Below are 18,325 nucleotides of genomic sequence, written 5' to 3'. Positions count from 1 at the left end.
ATTCTGGCGGTACGCCGGGACTGCCGTGGCACGCTCCGGGGCGGGTCGGCCGACCGGCGGCGGCCCGGCAGCCGGTGGCCGCACGTCCGCTGCTCGTCCGCCGTGGGCCCGCCGCCCGTCCGCCGTAGGCCTGCCGCGCGTCCGCTGCCCGTCCGCCGTGGGCCCGCTGCCCGTCCGCCGTGGGCCCGCTACCCGTCCGCCGTGGGCCCGCTACCCGTCCGCCGTGGGCCCGCCGCCCGTCCGCCGTGGGCCCGCCGCCCGTCCGCCGAGCGTCCGCTGAGTGCCCGTCCCGGGTCCGTCGCACGAAGTATGACCATGATCACACCGAATCGAGGCTTACGTACTGGCGTTCCCATCGCGTCTACGTGGACGGAGGAATCAGTCCCACGAGCGAATCGGAGACCGGACTGTGCGTGCTCAGCAAGACGGCGCCGCCGAGGAGGAGAAGCCCGGGTGCCGACGGCTCCGGAAGCGTCGCCCGTCCCCGCGGATCGACTACCCGCGCCGAGGCCGGCGCGGGGTCCGCCGCTGGCTCCCGTCCTGGCGGCAGCTGCTGTTCGTGGTCGGGACGGGGGTGACGGCGCTGACGGGCTGGCTGGTCTGGTTCTACGTCACCACCGCCGTCCCGGAGGACCTGAACGCCTTCGCCACCCAGCAGAACAACGTCTACTACTGGGCGGACGGCACCGAGATGGCGCGGATCGGCCCGACCAACCGGCAGGACGTGCCGCTCGACCAGGTTCCGGAGCCGGTGCGGTGGGCGGTGCTGGCGGCCGAGAACGAGACCTTCTACACCGACCCGGGCATCTCCGTGACCGGCATCGGCCGCGCCGTCATCCAGATGGTCAAGGGCGGCGACACCCAGGGCGGTTCCACCATCACCCAGCAGTACGTCAAGAACATCTACCTGAACCAGCGCCAGGACATGTCCCGCAAACTCAGCGAGATCGTCATCGCGATCAAGCTGGACGACCGGATGAGCAAGCAGGACATCCTGGCCGGCTACCTGAACACCAGCTGGTTCGGGCGCGGCAGTTACGGCATCGAGCGCGCCGCGGCGGCGTACTACGGCAAGGACGTCTCCCAGCTCGACCCGAGCGAAGGCGCCTTCCTGGCCGCCCTGTTGAAGGGCGCCGGGCAGTACGACCCGGCGGTCGGCCCGGAGAACCGCAAGCGGGCCGAGGAGCGCTGGTCCTGGATCCTGGACCGGATGGTGGAGGTGGGCAAGCTGTCCGCCGCCGAGCGCGCCCGGTACACGGTCTTTCCCGAGCCGAGGCCGCAGCCGAAGTCGGCGGGTCTGAGCGGCCAGATCGGCTACCTGGTCGACATGGCCCGCGCCTACGTGGAGAGTCACAGCGACATCACCCCGGCCCAGTTCGACCTCGGCGGCCACCAGATCCGCACCACCTTCGAGAAGCCGAAGGTCGACGCCCTGGTCGCCGCCGTCCAGGAGGGCAGCGCGGGGATCGACCCGGACAACCGGGAGTCCGACAAGCTCCTGAAGGTCGGCGCCGCCTCGGTCGCCCGGGACGGCCGGATCGTCGCCCTCTACGGCGGCCCCGACTACCTGAAGCAGGGCTTCAACAACGCCAACACCACGACCGTGCCGATCGGTTCGGCCTTCACCCCGGTGGTGTACGCGGCCGGGCTCGGCCAGGGAGCGCAGCGCCAGCGGGGCGGCAACCGCACCCCGGTGACGCCCGCCACCACCTACAACGGCGACGACGGGGTGAACGTGATGACCCCGGAAGGGCCGTACTGGGGGCGGGACGGGAAGATCGTCAAGACCGCCAACGACGGCAAGCGGAACTGGGGCAACGTCACCCTGCGGAATGCCGTCGAGCAGTCCGTCAACGGGCCGCTGATGCAACTCGGCATGGACGTCGGCCTGGACCGGGTGCAGAACACCGCCACCGACCTCGGCCTGCTCCCCACCAGCCTGGGCGAACTCGTCCCGGCCCTCGCCGTCGGCAACTCCACCCCCAGTGCCGTCCGCACCGCCGACGCGTACGCCACCTTCGCCGCCGGCGGCACCCACACCGACCCCTACTCGGTGCTCGGCGTCTCCCGCAACGGCGTCCAACTCCCGCTGCGCCTGCCGGCCGCCGCCCAGGCGCTCACCCCGGCGGTCGCGGGCGAGGTGGACGCGGCACTCAAGGGCTCCGTCCGCGACGGGGCCGCCAAGTCGGTCGCCGAGGCGGGCCCGAACCTGGCCGGCAAGCCCGGCACCACCGCGGACCGTACGGCAGGGTGGTTCGTCGGCTACAACGGGCAGCTGTCGACGGCGGTCACCGTGTTCCGCGCGGACCTGAAGGACATGAAGCTCCTCTCCCTCGAAGGACTGGGCGGCGCCACCCCGGACACCTCCGACGCCGCCCTGCCGACCCGGATCTGGACCGCCTACATGAAGTCCCCGGCCACCCGGTAGCCCTGTCGCCGCGGGATCCCTCCCCTCTCCGAACCGGCGGGGGCCCGCGACACTAGGCTGAAGCGGATGAAGATGACGTTCGGGGTGTTGGGCCCCCTGGCGGTCGAGGTGGACTCGGTGCCGCAGGTGCTGCCGCGGGCCACCGTGCTGCGGGGGCTGCTGGGGGCGCTGCTGCTCGCGGAGGGGGAGTGGCTGCCGGTGGGGCGGCTGCTGGACCTCGTGTGGGCTGGGCAGGCGGACCGGGTCGGCCGGGGCGCGGTGCACACCGGGATGTCGCGGCTGCGGACCTGGCTCGGGGGCTTCGGGGACGAGAGCGTGGTGCTGGCGTCCGACGCGCAGGGGTACCGGCTGGTGACCGGGCCGGACGCGGTGGACCTCGGGCGGTTCCGCAGGCTGGCCGCCGGAGGGGACCCGGTCGGGGCGATCGGGCTGCGGCGCGGCCCGGTGTTGGCCGGGCTGGAGCGGGTGAACCGGGCGGACCCGCTGGTCGCGTCCGTGGTGGACGAGGTGCGCGCCACCGTCCTGGGCCTGGCCCGGGCCGGCCTCGCCGCCGGAGCGCCGCGGCCGGCCGTGCCCGCCCTGACGGCGCTCGCCGAGGAGCACCCGTTCGACGAACCCGTGCAGGCCGCCCTGCTGGAGCTGCTGGCAGCGGACGGCCGGGCGGCCGAGGCGCTGCGCCGCTTCCAGGCGCTGCGTCGGCGGCTGTCCGAGGAGCTCGGGATCGAGCCCGGCGAACAGGTGCAGAACGTCTTCCTGGCGCTGCTGGCGCAGGACCGCGAGGGCGCCCGTACGAGCCCGGGGTGCGCCCGCGTGCCCTCCCAACTGCCGTGCGACATCCCGGACTTCACCGGACGGGACGAGCAGGTGCGGCTCGTGCTGGACGCCCTGGCGGCCGGCCGGGTCCCGGTGATCGCCGGCATGGGCGGCATCGGCAAGACGGCGCTGGCCGTCCACGCCGCCCACCGCGCCGCCGTCGACTACCCGGACGGCCGGCTGTACGCCGACCTGCGAGGGGCCGACGAGTCGCCCGCCGACCCGGCCGGCGTGCTGGCCGCCTTCCTGCGCGCCCTCGGCGCCGACCCCCGGGAGATCCCGGCCTCGCTGGAGGAGCGTTCCGCGCTCTACCGCACCCTGCTCGCCGGGCGCCGCGCCCTCGTCCTCCTCGACAACGCCGCCGGGGAGCAGCAGTTGGGCCCGCTGCTCCCCGGCACGCCGGCGGAGTGGGCCTGCGACCGGTCGCAGGACCGCCCGGCGGTCCTCGTCACCAGCCGCGCCGCGCTCACGGCCCTGCCCGGCTCCCGGCTCGTCTACCTGCACGAACTCGACGCCGCCCACGCGAGGACGCTGCTGAGCCGCATCCTCGGGGAGCAGCGGGTCGCCGCCGAGCCGGTGGCCGCCGCCCGGATCGTCGAGCTGTGCGGCGGCATGCCGTTGGCGGTCCGCATCGCCGGCGCCCGCCTGGCCGCCCGGCCGCGCTGGACCCTGGCCCGGCTCGCCCACCTGCTGCACGACGAACGGCGCCGGCTCGACGAACTGGCCGCAGGGAACCTGGCCGTACGGGCCGGCTTCGCCGTCGGCTACACCCGCCTCGCCGAGCCGACCCGCCGCACCTTCCGGCTGCTCGGGCTGCTCGACGCCCCCGACTTCGCGTCGTGGGCCGCGGCGGCGACGGCCGACATCCCGCCGGAGCAGGCCGAGCGGCAGCTGGAGGAGCTGATCGACGCCCAACTCCTCCAGGAGACCGGCACGGAGCCGCACCTGCGCTACCGCTTCCACGACCTCGTCCGGCTGTACGCGCGCGAGCACGCCGAGGCCGCGGACGAACCGGCCGCCCGCGCCGCCGCGCTCGAACGGGCCTTCGGCGCCTGGCTCTGGCTGGCCGAGCAGGCGGCCGACCAGGTGCCCGGGCCGTGCTTCGCGCCGATCCACGGCGCCGCGCCGCGCCACCCGATGCCGTCCGGCGTCGCGGCGGCGCTGCTGGACGACCCGACGGCCTGGTTCGACGCCGAGCAGCCGGCCCTCAACGCGAGCGCCCGGCAGGCCGCCGCGCTGCGCATGGTGCCGATGGCGTGGGAACTCGCCGCCTGCCAGGAGAAGTACTGCGACGTGCGCGGCCTGTACGACGAGTGGCGCACCACCCACCTGGCCGCCCTCCAGGCCTGCCGGGCGGCCGGCGACGGCCTGGGGACGGCCGTGCTCACCCGCGGCCTGATCGAGGTGATGACCTGGACCACCGCGGCCGACGGCTCCGGGGCGACCGTCGACCTGCCGGACGGCACCCAGACGATGGTCGCGCTGGACGACCGGGCGCGACACCTGCGAGGCCTGTTCGAGCAGGCCGGGGAACCGCGCGGGACCGCCGACGCCCTCGTCCTGACGGCCTGGAGCCTGGTGGCCCAGGGCCGCGAGCAGGAGGCCCTGGACGCCGCCCGGCAGGCCCTGGACCTCGCCACCGCCCACGACCACCCGGGCGGCGAGGCCCGGGCCCACCAGATCATCGCCATCGCCTACGGGGAGACGGACCTCGACCGCACGATCGAGCACCTCACCGAGGCACTGCGGCTGGCGCGGCTGATCGGCAACACCCGCTTCGAGGCGACCGCGATCCAGTTCCTCGGGGCCGCCCACGGCCGGGCCGGCCAGGTGGAGCGGGGCGGCGAGCTGCTCCTGCGCTCGCTCGCCATGGCCCGCTCGCTCAAGGACCGCTACGTGGAGGCGTTCTCGCTGCTCTACCTGGCGATGCTGTACGCGGCCACCGGCGACGACCGGGCCCGTGAGACGGCCGAGGCCGCGCTGGCCATCGCCCGCCGCTTCGACCTGGGGCACCACCTCGCCCAGGCCCTCGGCATCCTGGGGGAGCTGGACCTGGCGGCGGGGGACCACGCCTCGGCGGTCGGGCACCTGGAGGAGTCGGTGCTGGTGTGGCGCGCCCGCGGCTGGCGCTCCTTCCTCGCGGAGGCGCTCCGCGCGCTCGGCCGGGCGTACGAGGCGGCCGGGCTGGCCGAGTCGGCCGCGCGGGTGCTGGAGGAGGCGCGGGAGTTGAGCGACATCCGGTAGCCCGGCCGGGGGCGTACGGCGCCGGGTCCGTACGGCGCCGGGTCCGTACGGAGTGGCCGGCCGGCGGCCGAGGGGCGCCGTCCGTGGGCCGAGCGGTGAGCGATCGGTAAGCGAACGGTAAGGCGCCCCTGCCTAGGCTCGATCCCCACGGCACAGGACAGGCGTACGCACCCGGCCCCGGCCCGGTCGACGCGCCCGTCCCGTACGCGCCGCATGGGCAGCCGGTCGGGTCCGCGCAGGGGACGGACCCGGCCGGAGGCGCGGCCGGTCGATGCTGAGCCGGCGCCAGAGCCAGAGCCAGTGCCAGCTCCAGAGCCAGTGCCAGCTCCAGAGCTAGTGCCAGTGCCAGTGCCAGTGCCAGTGCCAGAGCCAGCGCCAGAGCCGCGCCGGAACATCCGGCGCGGCCGCTCGTGTCCACCCCCTATGATCGCGCCCCGGGGGGAAGGCCGCTGACCTGGTAGGACGCCGGTCGTGTCCGCTCCCTTTCGGCGACGCGGGCCCGCGCCGCCGATCCGACGACCGGGAGACTACGACTCGGTGATACTCACTCAACGCCTGGGCCGCGGGCTGCTGGCCGGCGCCTCGGCGCTCGCGCTGGCACTGCTGCCCGCGGGCCTCGCACCCACCACGGCGGCCGCCGCCCCGACCGCCGCCCCGACCGGCACTCCGACCGCCGCCCCGGCCGCCGCCCCGGCCGGCGACGGCTCCGGGCCGACGCCGGTGGACCTCGACACCACGCGTGTCTTCGCGGACACCTTCCAGCTGGACCCGGCCAGGGACACCGACCCGCTGTACGGGCTGAACGTGGGGCTCGAAGCCCGGCAGTCGGTTCCGGCCGGGCAGCACGGGATCTCCTACACCCGGGTCTCCGGCCGCTGGGACACCTCGGTCGCGCCCGACCAGTGGTTCGTCCAGACCAGTCATCCCAACTACCCCAACAAGCTGCTGTTCGCCAAGGGCGTCTCCGCGGTCATGCTCGGTGCGCCGGCCGTCGCGGACGGCACCGGGCACTACACCGTCTCGACGGTGATCGACCCCGTCGTCGGTGACACCGGCGGCAACGACTGGGGCTCGATCGTGCTGAGCCGCAGCCACCGCAGCAACGGCTACGTCACCGGTGGCGACGTCGACCTCGGACTGACCGTCAGCTCGCGCGGCGGGCTCGCCCTCTTCCACGGCGGCGGCGGTGAGACCCCGTTCTGGACCGGCACGGTGGCGCCGACCGCGCAGTACGCCGTCTCGCTGACCGTCTCCACCGGGGCCGACCGCGCCGTCACCCTGACGGTGAACGGCACCCCGTTCACCGTCTCGGCGCCGGCCGGGGTGACCCGCTGGCCGGGCAGCGAGTTCCTCTACCTCGGCGCCTACCTCACCAACCCGGACCGGTTCACCACCTTCGGCGACGGCGCCGGCCACGGGCTGAACGTCAGCAGGGTCGACACCGGTGCCACCCGCAGCGCCAAGCCGCTCGTCGACACCTTCGACGGCGCGCCCAACGCCACCGCCGACTTCGGGCTCAACCAGGACCTCAGCGCCCGCCAGCCGAGCCTGATCTCCGCGAACTACACCGCCGTCTCGGGCGTCAAGGGCCTGGCCCTCGACCCGCCGGCGGGCTCGGTGCAGGTCAACAGCCCGGCCCAGCCGAACGTGCTCTCCTTCCCCAAGGGCACCTCGGCCGTGCGCCTGAACAAGCCGGCCACCTCGGACGTCCCGACCGGCGCCTACACGGTGCACGCCGTGCTGACCCCGGTGGTCGGCAGCACCTCCGGCCAGGACTGGGCCTCCCTCGCCGTCAGCAACGCCTCGGGCGGTACGGGTGCCGTGGACGCCGAGGACGTCGCGCTCGGCCTGCGCGTCCAGGCCGACGGCGGGCTGACGCTCTTCCAGGGCGGCCGGTCGACCGTCCTGCCCACGGCCCCGGCGGCGGGCTCCTACGAGGTGTCGGTCGCGCTCAAGACGGACGAGCAGCGGGCGACCGTCCTGGTCAACGGCGCGACGGTGTTCTCCGGCCGCACCGACGTCCAGCTGCCCCGCGACGGCTACGTCTCGCTCGGCGCCCACCACTCGGCGGCCGGCCAGGTCACCACGGTGGACGACCTGCGGATCTCCATGCTGGGCGGGCTCGGCTACTACGGGTTCTTCGACATCCGGGACCCGGACTCGCCGAACAACGGCGTCAACCACGCGCCGGAGGTGGCGCAGTGGACCAACCTCAACAACTACCTGCGTGGCCAGGACCCCCGCCTGGAGTTCCTGGACCAGTGCCTGCCGGCCTCCTGCGTGATCGACGTCAACCAGGAGACGGTGATCCCGAACTCGCCGGGCGACTGGGCGGTCCACCCGAACCCGGACGCCGCGGAGAACCTCCGCAAGCTGGTGGAGCGCATCGGGCCGAACCTCGACAAGATCGCCGCCGTGGACATGGCGGACGAGCCCTACTCGCACAGCATGGCCCCCGAGCAGGTCATGCTGCAGGCCAAGCAGATCCGGGCCGCGTTCCCGGACAAGATGCTGATCATGAGCCTCGACCACTGGAACGCCGAGCAGACCGCGCCGATCCCGCCCGAGGTCGACATCGTCGGCTTCGACTACTACTGCATGGGCCGCGGCCGGCTCCAGCCGCTGCTGGCGAACCTGAAGACGTTCCTCTCCTCGCCGGACCAGCACCTGATGCTCTTCCCGGAGTCCACCAACGAGCGGTACGTCGCCGACAACTGCTACCCCGACAGGACCGACGCGGACATCGCGGCGTACAACGCCGAGTACCGGGCGCTCGCCGCGCAGGACCCGCGCGTCGTCTACCTGCAGAACTTCCGCTGGCTGGGCCCCGACCAGCCGAACAAGGTGCCGCTGACCGTCGCGGCGCAGCAGCGGATCGGCAGGGCCGTGGTCAAGGCCACGCCCACGCCGAAGCCGGCCTCGGCGGGCGTCTACCGGCGGTCCGACGGCAGCTTCGGCGAGGCCGCCCACAACGGCCGGTACACCGGGCAGACCGTGTTCGGCGGCGGCGGCGACGACGTCGTCCCGCTGACGGGCCACTGGAACGGGCCGGGCACCGACACCATCGGCGTCTACCACCGCGACACCGCGACCTTCCAGCTGTCGAACGACAACGCCACCGTGGCCGCCACCTTCCCGTTCGGGATCCCCGGTGACATCCCGCTGGTCGGCGACTGGAGCGGGCAGGGGCGGACCACGGTCGGTGTCTACCGGCCCAGCGACCAGTACTTCTACCTCTCCGACGACAACTCCACCGTCAAGTACCGGATCAGGCTGGGCAACTCGGGCTGGAAGCCGCTGGTCGGCGACTGGGACGGCAACGGCACCACCACGGTCGCCGTCTACGACCCGCAGACCCAGATCTTCTACCTGAACGACTCCAACCAGACGGAGAACGTGCGGCCGGGCGTCAAGTTCGGCAACCCCGGCGACATCCCGGTCAAGGGCGACTGGGACGGCACCGGCAAGGAGACCATCGGTGTCTACCGGCCCGGCGACCAGACCTTCTACGGGGCCGCCGAGAATTCCGACCTGGTGATCTACCGCACGAAGTTCGGCAACCCGGGCGACGTCCCGCTGGTGGGCAACTGGGGCTGACGCCTCGTGTGACGTCCGACGGGCGCCCTCCCGACCGACCGCTCCGCGGCGTCGGGAGGGCGCCCTGCTGTTGCCGGCCCTCCAGGGGGAGCCGGCGCCGGCAGCCTCTTCGCCGCCGTCACACGGGTGTGAGCGCCGGTCCGCGTCCGCTGCTTCCCCGTCCGGGGCGATGCTCCGGACTGTCGGTCATCCCGATCGGAGACGACCGTGGGACCCCTGCCTGCGGGCCGTGCGCGGTCTCCGGATCCGGCCCGCGCCGCCCGGGCCCGTCACTTGACCAGGCGGGACCAGTCGGCCGGCTGGGCGGGGTCGAGTTGGCGGAGCTTGTCGAGGACCGCCGGGTCCTGGGCGTCGAGCCAGTCGGCGACCTGGCGGAAGGAGGCGCAGCGGACGCCCTCGCGCTTGCAGACGCTCTTCATCACGTCCTCGACGGCCTTCATGTAGATGCCGCCGTTCCAGTCCTCGAAGTGGTTGCCGATGAACAGCGGGGCACGGCTGCCGTTGTAGACGCGTTCGAAGCCGGCGAGGTAGCTGTCGCGGGTCTCCTTCTCCCAGGTGTCGTACTTCTTGGGGTCGCCCTTGGTGGTTTCCCCGGACTGGTTGGCCAGGAAGTTGAAGTCCATCGAGAGGCTCTGGGTCGACTTCCCCGAGTAGGGGAGCATCTGGAGCGGGAAGTTCCAGATGCCGTCCTTCTTGGTGGGCCAGACCTGGAACTCGCCGGGGGAGCTGGCGTCGTAGCGGAAGTTCGTGGCCTTCTCGGCCGGCAGCAGGTTCTTCTGGCCCTCCAGGCAGGGGGCGCGGCCGCCGACCAGTTCCTTGGTGTAGTCGAAGGGGAGCGGCGGGAGGTCCTTGAAGCCGGTGTTGGTCTTCCAGTTGGTGACGAAGGAGATCGCCTGGTCGAGCTCGCTCTTCCACTCCTCGGTGCTCCACTCGCCGCCGCCCTTGGCGTTGCAGAAGTGCCCGTTGAAGTGGGTGCCGATCTCGTTGCCGTCCTGCCAGGCGAGGCGCAGCTGTTCCAGGGTGTCCTTGATGTGGGGGTCGGTGGCGTAGTCGATGGAGGCGTCGCCGGGCTTGTGCTGCGGGGGCTTGTACAGCGTGCTCTTGGACTTGGGGAGGGTGTAGAGGCCGCTGAGGAAGAAGGTCATCTGGGCGTTGTTCTCCACGCCGAGCTTGCGGAAGCGGGAGAACATGCGCTCGTCGCCCTCCAGTGCCCCGTCCCAGGAGAAGACGACGAACTGCGGCGGCTTCTCGCCCGGCTTGAGCCGCTCGGGCGTGGGCTGCTTGGGCTGTGGGCCGGTGTAGGAGGTGGAGCCGTCGCCGAGCACCTTGACCTGGCCGTCCCAGGTGGCGGTGGGAACGGGCGGCGGCGGGGCCGGGGCCTCGGTGGTGCTGCTCGGGGCGGGGCCGGACGCGGTGGTGCCGGTGGCGGTCGTGGGTCTGCTCGTTGTGTCGGAGCATCCGGTCGCCAGGGCGGAGGCCCCGAGGACCCCCATCGTCAGCAGGATGGCCGAGCCGCGAGCAGTCCGCACGGGACCCCCTTTTCCCTGATGTCTGATCAGAAGTGTTCGGAAGACGATCGACGAATGCGATCATCAGAACATTTTTGAGCGCCAAGGTCGAACCGCTCGGAGGCGGTTCGGCGGTGGCCCGTCCGGCGCGACCGGCGGTGGTGACGACGTCACGGGATCGTGGGGCCCGGGGGTCCATGCCATTGACAGGGGGCCTCCCGGGTTGAATGCTAAGCAAGCGCTTAGTCAATGATCCGCCTCCCCGAGGAGCCGCCCCATGGCCGAGACCCCCGTCGACCCGCCCGGCCTGGACCTGGCCCGTCTCCGGGCCCACCTGGACCGCGAGCTGCCCGGGATCCTCCAGGGGCCGCTGCGGGCCGACCTCGTCGAAGGGGGCCGCTCGAACCTCACGTACGTGCTGAGCGACGGCACCTCCCGCGCCGTCCTGCGGCGCCCGCCGCTCGGGCACGTCCTCGCCACCGCGCACGACATGGGCCGCGAGTACCGCGTGATGACCGCGCTGCGCGACACCGGCGTCCCCGTGCCCCGCACCCTGCTGCTCGACCCGGACACCGACACCCTCGGCGCCCCCTGGTACCTCATGGAGTACGTCCCCGGCACCGCCCACCGGGACGCCGCGCCGCTGGCCGCCCTCGGCGAGCAGCGGGTGCACGCGCTCGGCACCAGGCTGGTCGACACCCTCGCCACCCTGCACCGGATCGACCCCGCCGCCGTCGGCCTCGCCGACTTCGGGCACCCCGAGGGCTACCTGGAGCGCCAGCTGCGCCGCTGGTCCAAGCAGCTCGCCGCCTCCCGCAGCCGCGAACTACCGGACCTGGACCGGCTGTACGACCTCCTCGGCCGGCGACTGCCCGTCTCGCCCGCGCCCGCTCTCGTCCACGGGGACTACCGGCTGGACAACGTCCTGGTCGACGACAACGACGACATCGCCGCCGTCCTGGACTGGGAGATGTCCACCCTCGGCGACCCGCTCACCGACATCGGCCTCCTGGTGATGTACACCGAACTCGCGGGCGTCGGCGGCGGCATCATCCCCTCCGCCATGACCGCCCCCGGCTTCCCCAAGCCCGACGAGATCGTCTCCTCCTACGCCGACGCGACCGGCCGCCGGGCGGAGGACCTCGACTGGTACGTCGCCTTCGCCTCGTTCAAACTCGCCGCCGTCGCCGAGGGCATCCACTTCCGCTTCCGGCAGGGCCGCACCCTGGGCGCCGGCTTCGAGCGCGCCGGCGAGATGGCGCCGATCCTCGCCCGGCACGGCCTGAGCACCCTCAAGGAGAACTGAGCACCGATGGACTTCGCCTACGACGCCCGGACGAACGAACTCCGCGAACAGCTGCTCGCCTTCATGGCCGAGCACGTGTACCCCGCCGAGCCCGTCCTCGCCGCCCAACTCGCCGACCGGGCCCGCGACCCGTGGGCCATCCCGCCCGTCGTCGCCGACCTCCAGGCCGAGGCCCGCAAGCAGAACCTCTGGAACCTGTTCTTCGTGGACAAGCACGGCCTGCCGGGCGGGCCGGGCGCCGGCCTCACCAACCTCCAGTACGCCCCGCTCGCCGAAATCACCGGCCGCAGCATCCAGTTGGCCCCGCCCGCGCTCAACTGCGCGGCGCCCGACACCGGCAACATGGAGCTGCTCGCCCAGTTCGGCAGCGCCGAGCAGCGCGAGCGCTGGCTGCGCCCGCTGCTGGACGGCGAGATCCGCTCCGCCTTCGCGATGACCGAGCCCGAGGTCGCCTCCTCGGACGCCACCAACATCGCCACCCGGATCGAGCGGGACGGCGGCGAGTACGTCATCAACGGCCGCAAGTGGTACATCACCGGCGCGATGAACCCCGACTGCCGGATCCTCATCGTGATGGGCAAGACCGACCCGGACGCCGAACCGCACCGCCAGCAGAGCATGGTGCTCGTCCCGCGCGACACCCCGGGCGTGACCGTGCGGCGCGGCATGACGGTCTTCGGGTACGACGACGCCGACCACGGCGGCCACGCCGAGGTGCTGTTCGAGGACGTCCGCGTCCCGGTGGAGAACCTGATCGGGGAGGAGGGCACGGGCTTCGCCATCGCGCAGGCCCGGCTCGGCCCCGGCCGCATCCACCACTGCATGCGCGCCGTCGGCATCGCCGAGCGGGCGCTGGAGCTGATGTGCCGTCGGGCCAACGAGCGGGTGGCGTTCGGGAAGCCGCTGGCCGAGCAGGGCGTGGTGCAGGACTGGATCGCCGAGTCCCGGGTGCGGATCGAGCAGCTGCGGCTGCTGGTGCTGAAGACCGCCTGGCTGATGGACACCGTCGGCAACCGCGGTGCGCACACCGAGATCCAGGCCATCAAGATCGCCACCCCGCGCACCGTGGAGTGGATCCTGGACAAGGCCGTCCAGGCCCACGGCGCGGCCGGCGTCAGCCAGGACACCCCGCTCGCCCAGCTCTGGGCCGGCAACCGCACCCTGCGGCTCGCCGACGGCCCGGACGAGGTGCACAAGCGCTCGCTGGCCCGCAGGGAGCTGCGGCAGTACCGGCCAGGGCGTGTCTGACGGTTGCCGTCGCCCGTCCGGCGCGAATCGTCGGACACGCCCTTACCCGTAGGGGTGTGACACCGGGGTATTCAGGGGACCGGTTGGCCCCCTGGTATGACGGCCGCGGCCCGTCCCCGACCGTAGTGTCCTGCGTGTTCGATCGATCGGAACACGGAGGGGAACACCATGGGCATTCCGGGACGGGCCGTGGCGGCGGTGGTACTGGCGGCGGCTGCGGCGGTGGGCACGATCGGCACGGCCGGAGCGGCCACGCCGACCGGCGGCGGCACCGGGACCGACGGCGGCATCGGGCGGCAGGCCCGGGCCTGGCTGCCGGAACCCAGCGGGCCGTACCCGATCGGGACCACCGCGCTGCACCTCACCGACGCCGGACGGGAGGACCCCTGGCACCCCGGACAGCGGCGCGAGCTGATGATCAGCCTCTGGTACCCGACCTCCCACCCGGCCGCCGGCGACGACCGCGCCCCCTACATGGAGCCCGCCGCCGGCCGCCACTTCGACGGCCCGGACGGCGTCGGCCTGCTCAACTACGGTACCGAGCCGGGCCGCACCGACTGGTCGGCCATCCGCACCCACGCCCGCAGGGACGCCCCGGCACTGGCCGGCGGCCCGCGCCCGGTCGTGCTCTACTCGCCCGGCCTCGGCGACCCGCGCACCTGGGGGACGGCGCTGGTCGAGGACCTCGCCTCACGCGGCTACGTGGTGGTCACCGTCGACCACACCTACGAGGCCTCCGAAGTCGCCTTCCCCGGCGGCGACCTGGCCCCCTCGGTGTTCCCCGGCATGCTCGAACAGCCCGGCCTGGACGTCGGCGCCGTGCTGCGCAAGGCGATGGACACCCGGGTGGCCGACACCCGCTTCGTCCTGGACCGACTCGCCGCGCTGGGCGGGCGCCCCGGCCTGCCCACTGGGCTCGCCGGGGCCCTCGACCTCGGCCGGATCGGCATGGTCGGCCAGTCGGCGGGCGGCTTCACCGCCCTGCAGACCATGCACGACGACCCGCGGATCACCGCCGGCGTCAACATGGACGGGCAACTGCACTTCCCCGGCCCCGACGGCCACACCGGCGTCTTCCTGCCCAGCGTCGCCGAGGACGGCCTGGACCGGCCGTTCCTGCTGATGGGCACCGGCAGCGGCGACTCCGGCAGCTACCGCGACCAGCCCGGCTGGAACGCCCTGTGGCAGCACAGCACCGGCTGGCGCGCCGACGTCACCCTCGCCGGTTCCCGCCACGGCTCGTACACCGACGGCCAGCCGCTGCTGCCGCAGCTCGCCCGGCAGGGCGTGCTCAGCGCCGAGCAACTGCGCAAGGACGTCGGCGACATCCGCCCCGGGCGCGCCGAACTCGCCACCCGCTCCTACGTGGCGTCCTTCTTCGACCGCTGGCTGCGCGGCCAGGACGACCACCTGCTGGACGGCCCCTCGGCGCGCTTCCCGGAGATGGCCTACGAGCGGTAGTGGGCCGGGGCGGCGGCGGGCGCAGCCGCGGCGCCGCCCCCTCCCGGACGAGCCGCGGACGAGGGGCCTGTGCGCGCGGCGGTGAATTGCCGTCAAGGCGGCCTCACCACCAGGAAACCGCGGATTCCGGAGCCCGATTTCCCCGTTCCATTCAGTGAATGGCTACACGCGTCGACAGCTTTTCATCAACACTGCTTGACCTGCTTGGAAACCGCTTGACCTGCTTGGACGCGCTTCTTAATCGTTCCTTACCCTACGCCGTTGACCGGTGTTCATCAGCTCTGCTTTCCTTCTTGCCACGCAGGCGGCAAATCGCCGACGGGCAGTCAATTCCGGTGCGCGAACGACATTCGACCGGAACCCGCCCTGACGGAATCCGCCGCCGGCCCTTCCCCACAAAGGGATCGTTCCCGGCCCCTGGGCCGCGGGACGATCGGCAGAAGAGAGGCACCCTCACCCATGGGTCACTCCCCCAGGACAGGACGCGCGAGGTACGCGGCGCTCACCGCGATCGCGTCGCTCGCGCTCGCCGCCGCCGGCTTGGCCGGCGCGGCCGCTCCGGCCTCCGCGCAGGACGTCTCCAGCTCGCAGGGCAGCTCCACCAACGAGTTCAACCCCTGGAGCCCGCAGAACGGCCACCCCTACCGGCACGGCGCGGTGCCCGGCATGTCCCAGCACGAGAACTACAAGAAGTGGCTCGCCGCCCACAACCAGGCCGCGGCGACGGGCCAGCAGACGCTGTCGTACGGCGGTGGCGTCGACGGCATCGGCGTGCAGAGCGGGCACTCCAAGGTCTACCTGGTGTTCTACGGCAACCAGTGGGGCACCCAGAGCACCGACGCCAACGGCAACGCCAAGTTCTCCAACGACTCGGCCGGTGCCGCCGGTGCCACCCAGCAGATGTTCAAGGGCATCGGCACCAACGGCGAGACCTGGTCCGCCGACCTGACCCAGTGGTGCGACGGCCCCAACGTCGCCACCGGTGCCGTGAGCTGCCCGTCCAACGCCAACTTCATCCCGTACCAGAGCGGCGGCGTCCTGTCCGGCGTCTGGTACGACAACGCGGCCGCCTCGCCGAGCCAGGCCAGCGGCAACCAGCTCGCCCAGGAGGCCGTCAAGGCCGCCGGCCACTTCGGCAACACCACCGCCGCCGCCAACCGGGACGCGTACTACATCGTCCTGTCGCCGCACGGCACCAACCCGGACGACTACCAGAACCCCACCACCGGGTACTGCGCCTGGCACGACTGGAACGGTGACACCACCCTCACCGGCGGTGCGGCGAGCTCGCCCTACGGCGACATCGCCTTCTCCAACCAGCCGTACAACATCGACGCGGGCTCCAACTGCGGCGTCGGCTTCGTCAACTCGCCCGGCACGCTGGACGGCTGGACGATGACCCTCGGCCACGAGTGGCACGAGATGATGTCCGACCAGAACCCGGCCGGCGGCTGGACCAACCACGTCTCTGGCAGCAGCTACAACGGCCAGGAGAACTCCGACGAGTGCGCCTGGATCCAGCCCGGCAGCACCGGCGGCGCCGCCAACATCTCCTTCGGCTCCTTCGGCAGCTACGCCGAGCAGGCCAGCTGGTCCAACGACACCAACTCCTGCGCGATCTCGCACGCCATCCTGACCCACGGCAACACGGTCACCGTCACCAACCCGGGCAACCAGAGCGGCACCGTCGGCACGGCGGCCAGCCTGCAGATCAACGCCACCGACTCGGCCACCGGCCAGACGCTGAGCTACTCGGCCACCGGCCTGCCCGCCGGCCTGTCGATCAACTCCTCCACCGGCCTGATCTCCGGCACCCCGACCGCCGCCGGCACCTCCAGCGTCACGGTCACCGCCACCGACGGCACCGGCGCCGCCGGCAACACCGCCTTCACCTGGACCGAGTCCACCACCGGGGGCGGCGGCAACGCCGTCACCAACGGCGGGCTGGAGAGCGGCAGCCTGACCGGCTGGACCACCGCCGGCAGCACCTCCGCCACCACCTCCGCCGCCCACAGCGGCAGCTACGGCGCGATGGTCGGCTCCACCGGCCCGACCGGGGACTCCTCGATCGCCCAGACCTTCACCGCGCCGACCGGCTCCAGCAAGCTGTCCTTCTGGTACAGCAACACGTGCAACGACACCGTCACCTACGACTGGGCCACCGCCACCCTGAAGGACAACACCACCGGCACGACCACCACGGTCCTGGCCAAGACCTGCACCACCGTCGGCACCTGGACCAACAAGACGGCGACCGTCACCCCGGGCCACAGCTACACCCTCACCCTGAGTAACCACGACGACAACTACGCGGGTGACCCGACCTACACCTACTACGACGACGTGACCGTCTCCTGACCACCGTCGCGCCGAACGCACCGGGGTGGGCCCAGCGCCCGCCCCGGTGCCGTTTGCGGCCCGGGTGCCGTCCGGCGGATCCGAACCGGCCGCCGGTGCGTCGAACCGGTGCCCCTGGAACAACGGCCGCCGGAACAACGGCCCCTGGAACAACGGCAAGAGGAACCACCGTGAATCCGAGAAGACCCGCCGCCCTGGCACTCGCCGCCGCCCTGCTCACCCTGACCGGCTGCGCCTCCACCGGAACGGGCCCATCGGCGCCCGCCACCACGTCGGCCACCCCGGGCCCGGCGACGGTCACGGTGGACGAGCACGCCGACCGCACCACCGTGCGGATCGCGGTCGGCGCGACGCTGACGCTCGCGCTCCACAGCACCTACTGGTCCGCCGCCACCAGCTCCGCCCCCGAGGTCCTCGCCCCGGACGGCGTCCCGAGCACCGCCCCGTCCCCGTCCTGCCGCCCCGGCGGCGGCTGCGGCACCGTCACCGCGGACTTCACCGCCCGCACGGCCGGCACCGCCCGCCTCACCGCCACCCGGACCTCCTGTGGGGAGGCCCTCAACTGCCCGCCCGAGCAGCGGACTTACGAGGTCACGGTGGACGTCGAGGGCTGAGCGCCGACCTTCGCCCGGCGCCGGTGCGTCCACCGGGAACGCCGTCCCCGGCAGTCGTACGCCGGTGGCTGTCGGCCCCTACACGTCCGGGCGGTCGCAGGGGCGTTCCGACGCGCCGAAGGCCACTGTCCGTCACATGAAATTCACAAACCGGGGTCTACCCGCATAGACAGTGGTAGGCCATCCTGATGCGATGCCGGTCCCCGGAGCCCGGGGGTCGAGTCGGAGGCACGCCATCCTCACCGGGAGATGCAGATGAAGCCACGCACCGCAGCCACCGTCGTCGCCCTGGCCCTGGCGGGCCTCGCCCTCTCGGCGCCCACGGCCGGCGCCAGCGGTACCAAGTTGTCGCAGTCGGCGGCCGCCAGTCAGTTGAGCGGCGCCGGCATCACGTGGAGCTCCAGCGGCGGCTGCACCACCAGGTCCAACTCCACCTGCACCTCGTTCGACCAGATCAACTCGGGCACGGTGAGCGCCATGATCACCCTGAAGCAGGCCAGCGGCTGTGCCATCAACATCACGGGCGGGACCGAGGTGGGCCACGCCGCCGGCACCTACAGCCACTACAACGGCTACAAGGTCGACGTCTCCCGCAGCTCCTGCATCGACAACTACATCCAGAACAGCTTCACCTACATCGGCTACCGGGGCGACGGCTACCCGCAGTGGAAGGCCGCGTCGGGCAACCTGTACTGCAACGAGGGCAGCCACTGGGACATCCTCGTCTACTGACGCCGAGCCGTCCTGC

Annotated in this window: 10 protein-coding genes; 9 read left to right on the top strand and 1 reads right to left on the bottom strand. The window is 72.6% G+C overall.

Annotated features, from left to right (window positions below):
* The first annotated feature begins 409 nt into the window (after nt 1–409).
* From ACZ5OX_RS16445 to ACZ5OX_RS16435, 3 genes are all read left to right on the top strand, one after another.
* Nucleotides 410–2,428, top strand: a complete 2,019-nt coding sequence (locus tag ACZ5OX_RS16445) for a transglycosylase domain-containing protein (protein WP_465630454.1) — start codon at nt 410–412, stop codon at nt 2,426–2,428.
* A 66-nt stretch (nt 2,429–2,494) separates the two neighbouring features.
* The gene (locus ACZ5OX_RS16440) at nt 2,495–5,485 is read left to right on the top strand and encodes an ATP-binding protein (RefSeq protein WP_465630453.1); all 2,991 of its coding nucleotides are present in this window, start codon (nt 2,495–2,497) and stop codon (nt 5,483–5,485) included.
* A gap of 537 nt (nt 5,486–6,022) precedes the next feature.
* Nucleotides 6,023–9,082, top strand: a complete 3,060-nt coding sequence (locus tag ACZ5OX_RS16435) for a hypothetical protein (RefSeq protein WP_465630452.1) — start codon at nt 6,023–6,025, stop codon at nt 9,080–9,082.
* Between the two features lie 269 nt (nt 9,083–9,351).
* Here the strand turns inward: ACZ5OX_RS16435 and ACZ5OX_RS16430 are convergent, their stop codons facing one another.
* Entirely contained in the window at nt 9,352–10,575 is a 1,224-nt protein-coding gene (locus ACZ5OX_RS16430; protein ID WP_465630875.1) for a polysaccharide deacetylase family protein, read from the bottom strand.
* A gap of 292 nt (nt 10,576–10,867) precedes the next feature.
* On the opposite strand from ACZ5OX_RS16430, the gene ACZ5OX_RS16425 reads away from it, so the two are divergent.
* From ACZ5OX_RS16425 to ACZ5OX_RS16400, 6 genes are all read left to right on the top strand, one after another.
* A complete protein-coding gene (locus tag ACZ5OX_RS16425; RefSeq protein ID WP_465630451.1) occupies nt 10,868–11,896 on the top strand; it encodes a phosphotransferase family protein in 1,029 nt (342 codons plus the stop codon).
* A 6-nt stretch (nt 11,897–11,902) separates the two neighbouring features.
* On the top strand, nt 11,903–13,144 hold the full coding sequence (locus tag ACZ5OX_RS16420) for an acyl-CoA dehydrogenase family protein (RefSeq protein WP_465630450.1): 1,242 nt from the start codon (nt 11,903–11,905) through the stop codon (nt 13,142–13,144).
* A gap of 168 nt (nt 13,145–13,312) precedes the next feature.
* Complete coding sequence (locus ACZ5OX_RS16415; protein ID WP_465630449.1) at nt 13,313–14,605, top strand: alpha/beta hydrolase family protein; 1,293 nt, start codon at nt 13,313–13,315, stop codon at nt 14,603–14,605.
* A gap of 459 nt (nt 14,606–15,064) precedes the next feature.
* Nucleotides 15,065–16,963, top strand: coding sequence for an Ig domain-containing protein (locus tag ACZ5OX_RS16410; RefSeq protein WP_465630448.1), 1,899 nt, complete (start codon nt 15,065–15,067; stop codon nt 16,961–16,963).
* Nucleotides 16,964–17,133: 170 nt separating this feature from the next.
* Complete coding sequence (locus ACZ5OX_RS16405; RefSeq protein ID WP_465630447.1) at nt 17,134–17,577, top strand: hypothetical protein; 444 nt, start codon at nt 17,134–17,136, stop codon at nt 17,575–17,577.
* A 255-nt stretch (nt 17,578–17,832) separates the two neighbouring features.
* Nucleotides 17,833–18,309, top strand: coding sequence for a hypothetical protein (locus ACZ5OX_RS16400; RefSeq protein ID WP_449792151.1), 477 nt, complete (start codon nt 17,833–17,835; stop codon nt 18,307–18,309).
* The last annotated feature ends 16 nt before the right edge of the window (nt 18,310–18,325 follow it).

It is taken from the genome of Kitasatospora sp. NPDC032121, from assembly GCF_055580145.1.
This window is presented reverse-complemented; position numbering and strand designations above follow the sequence as displayed.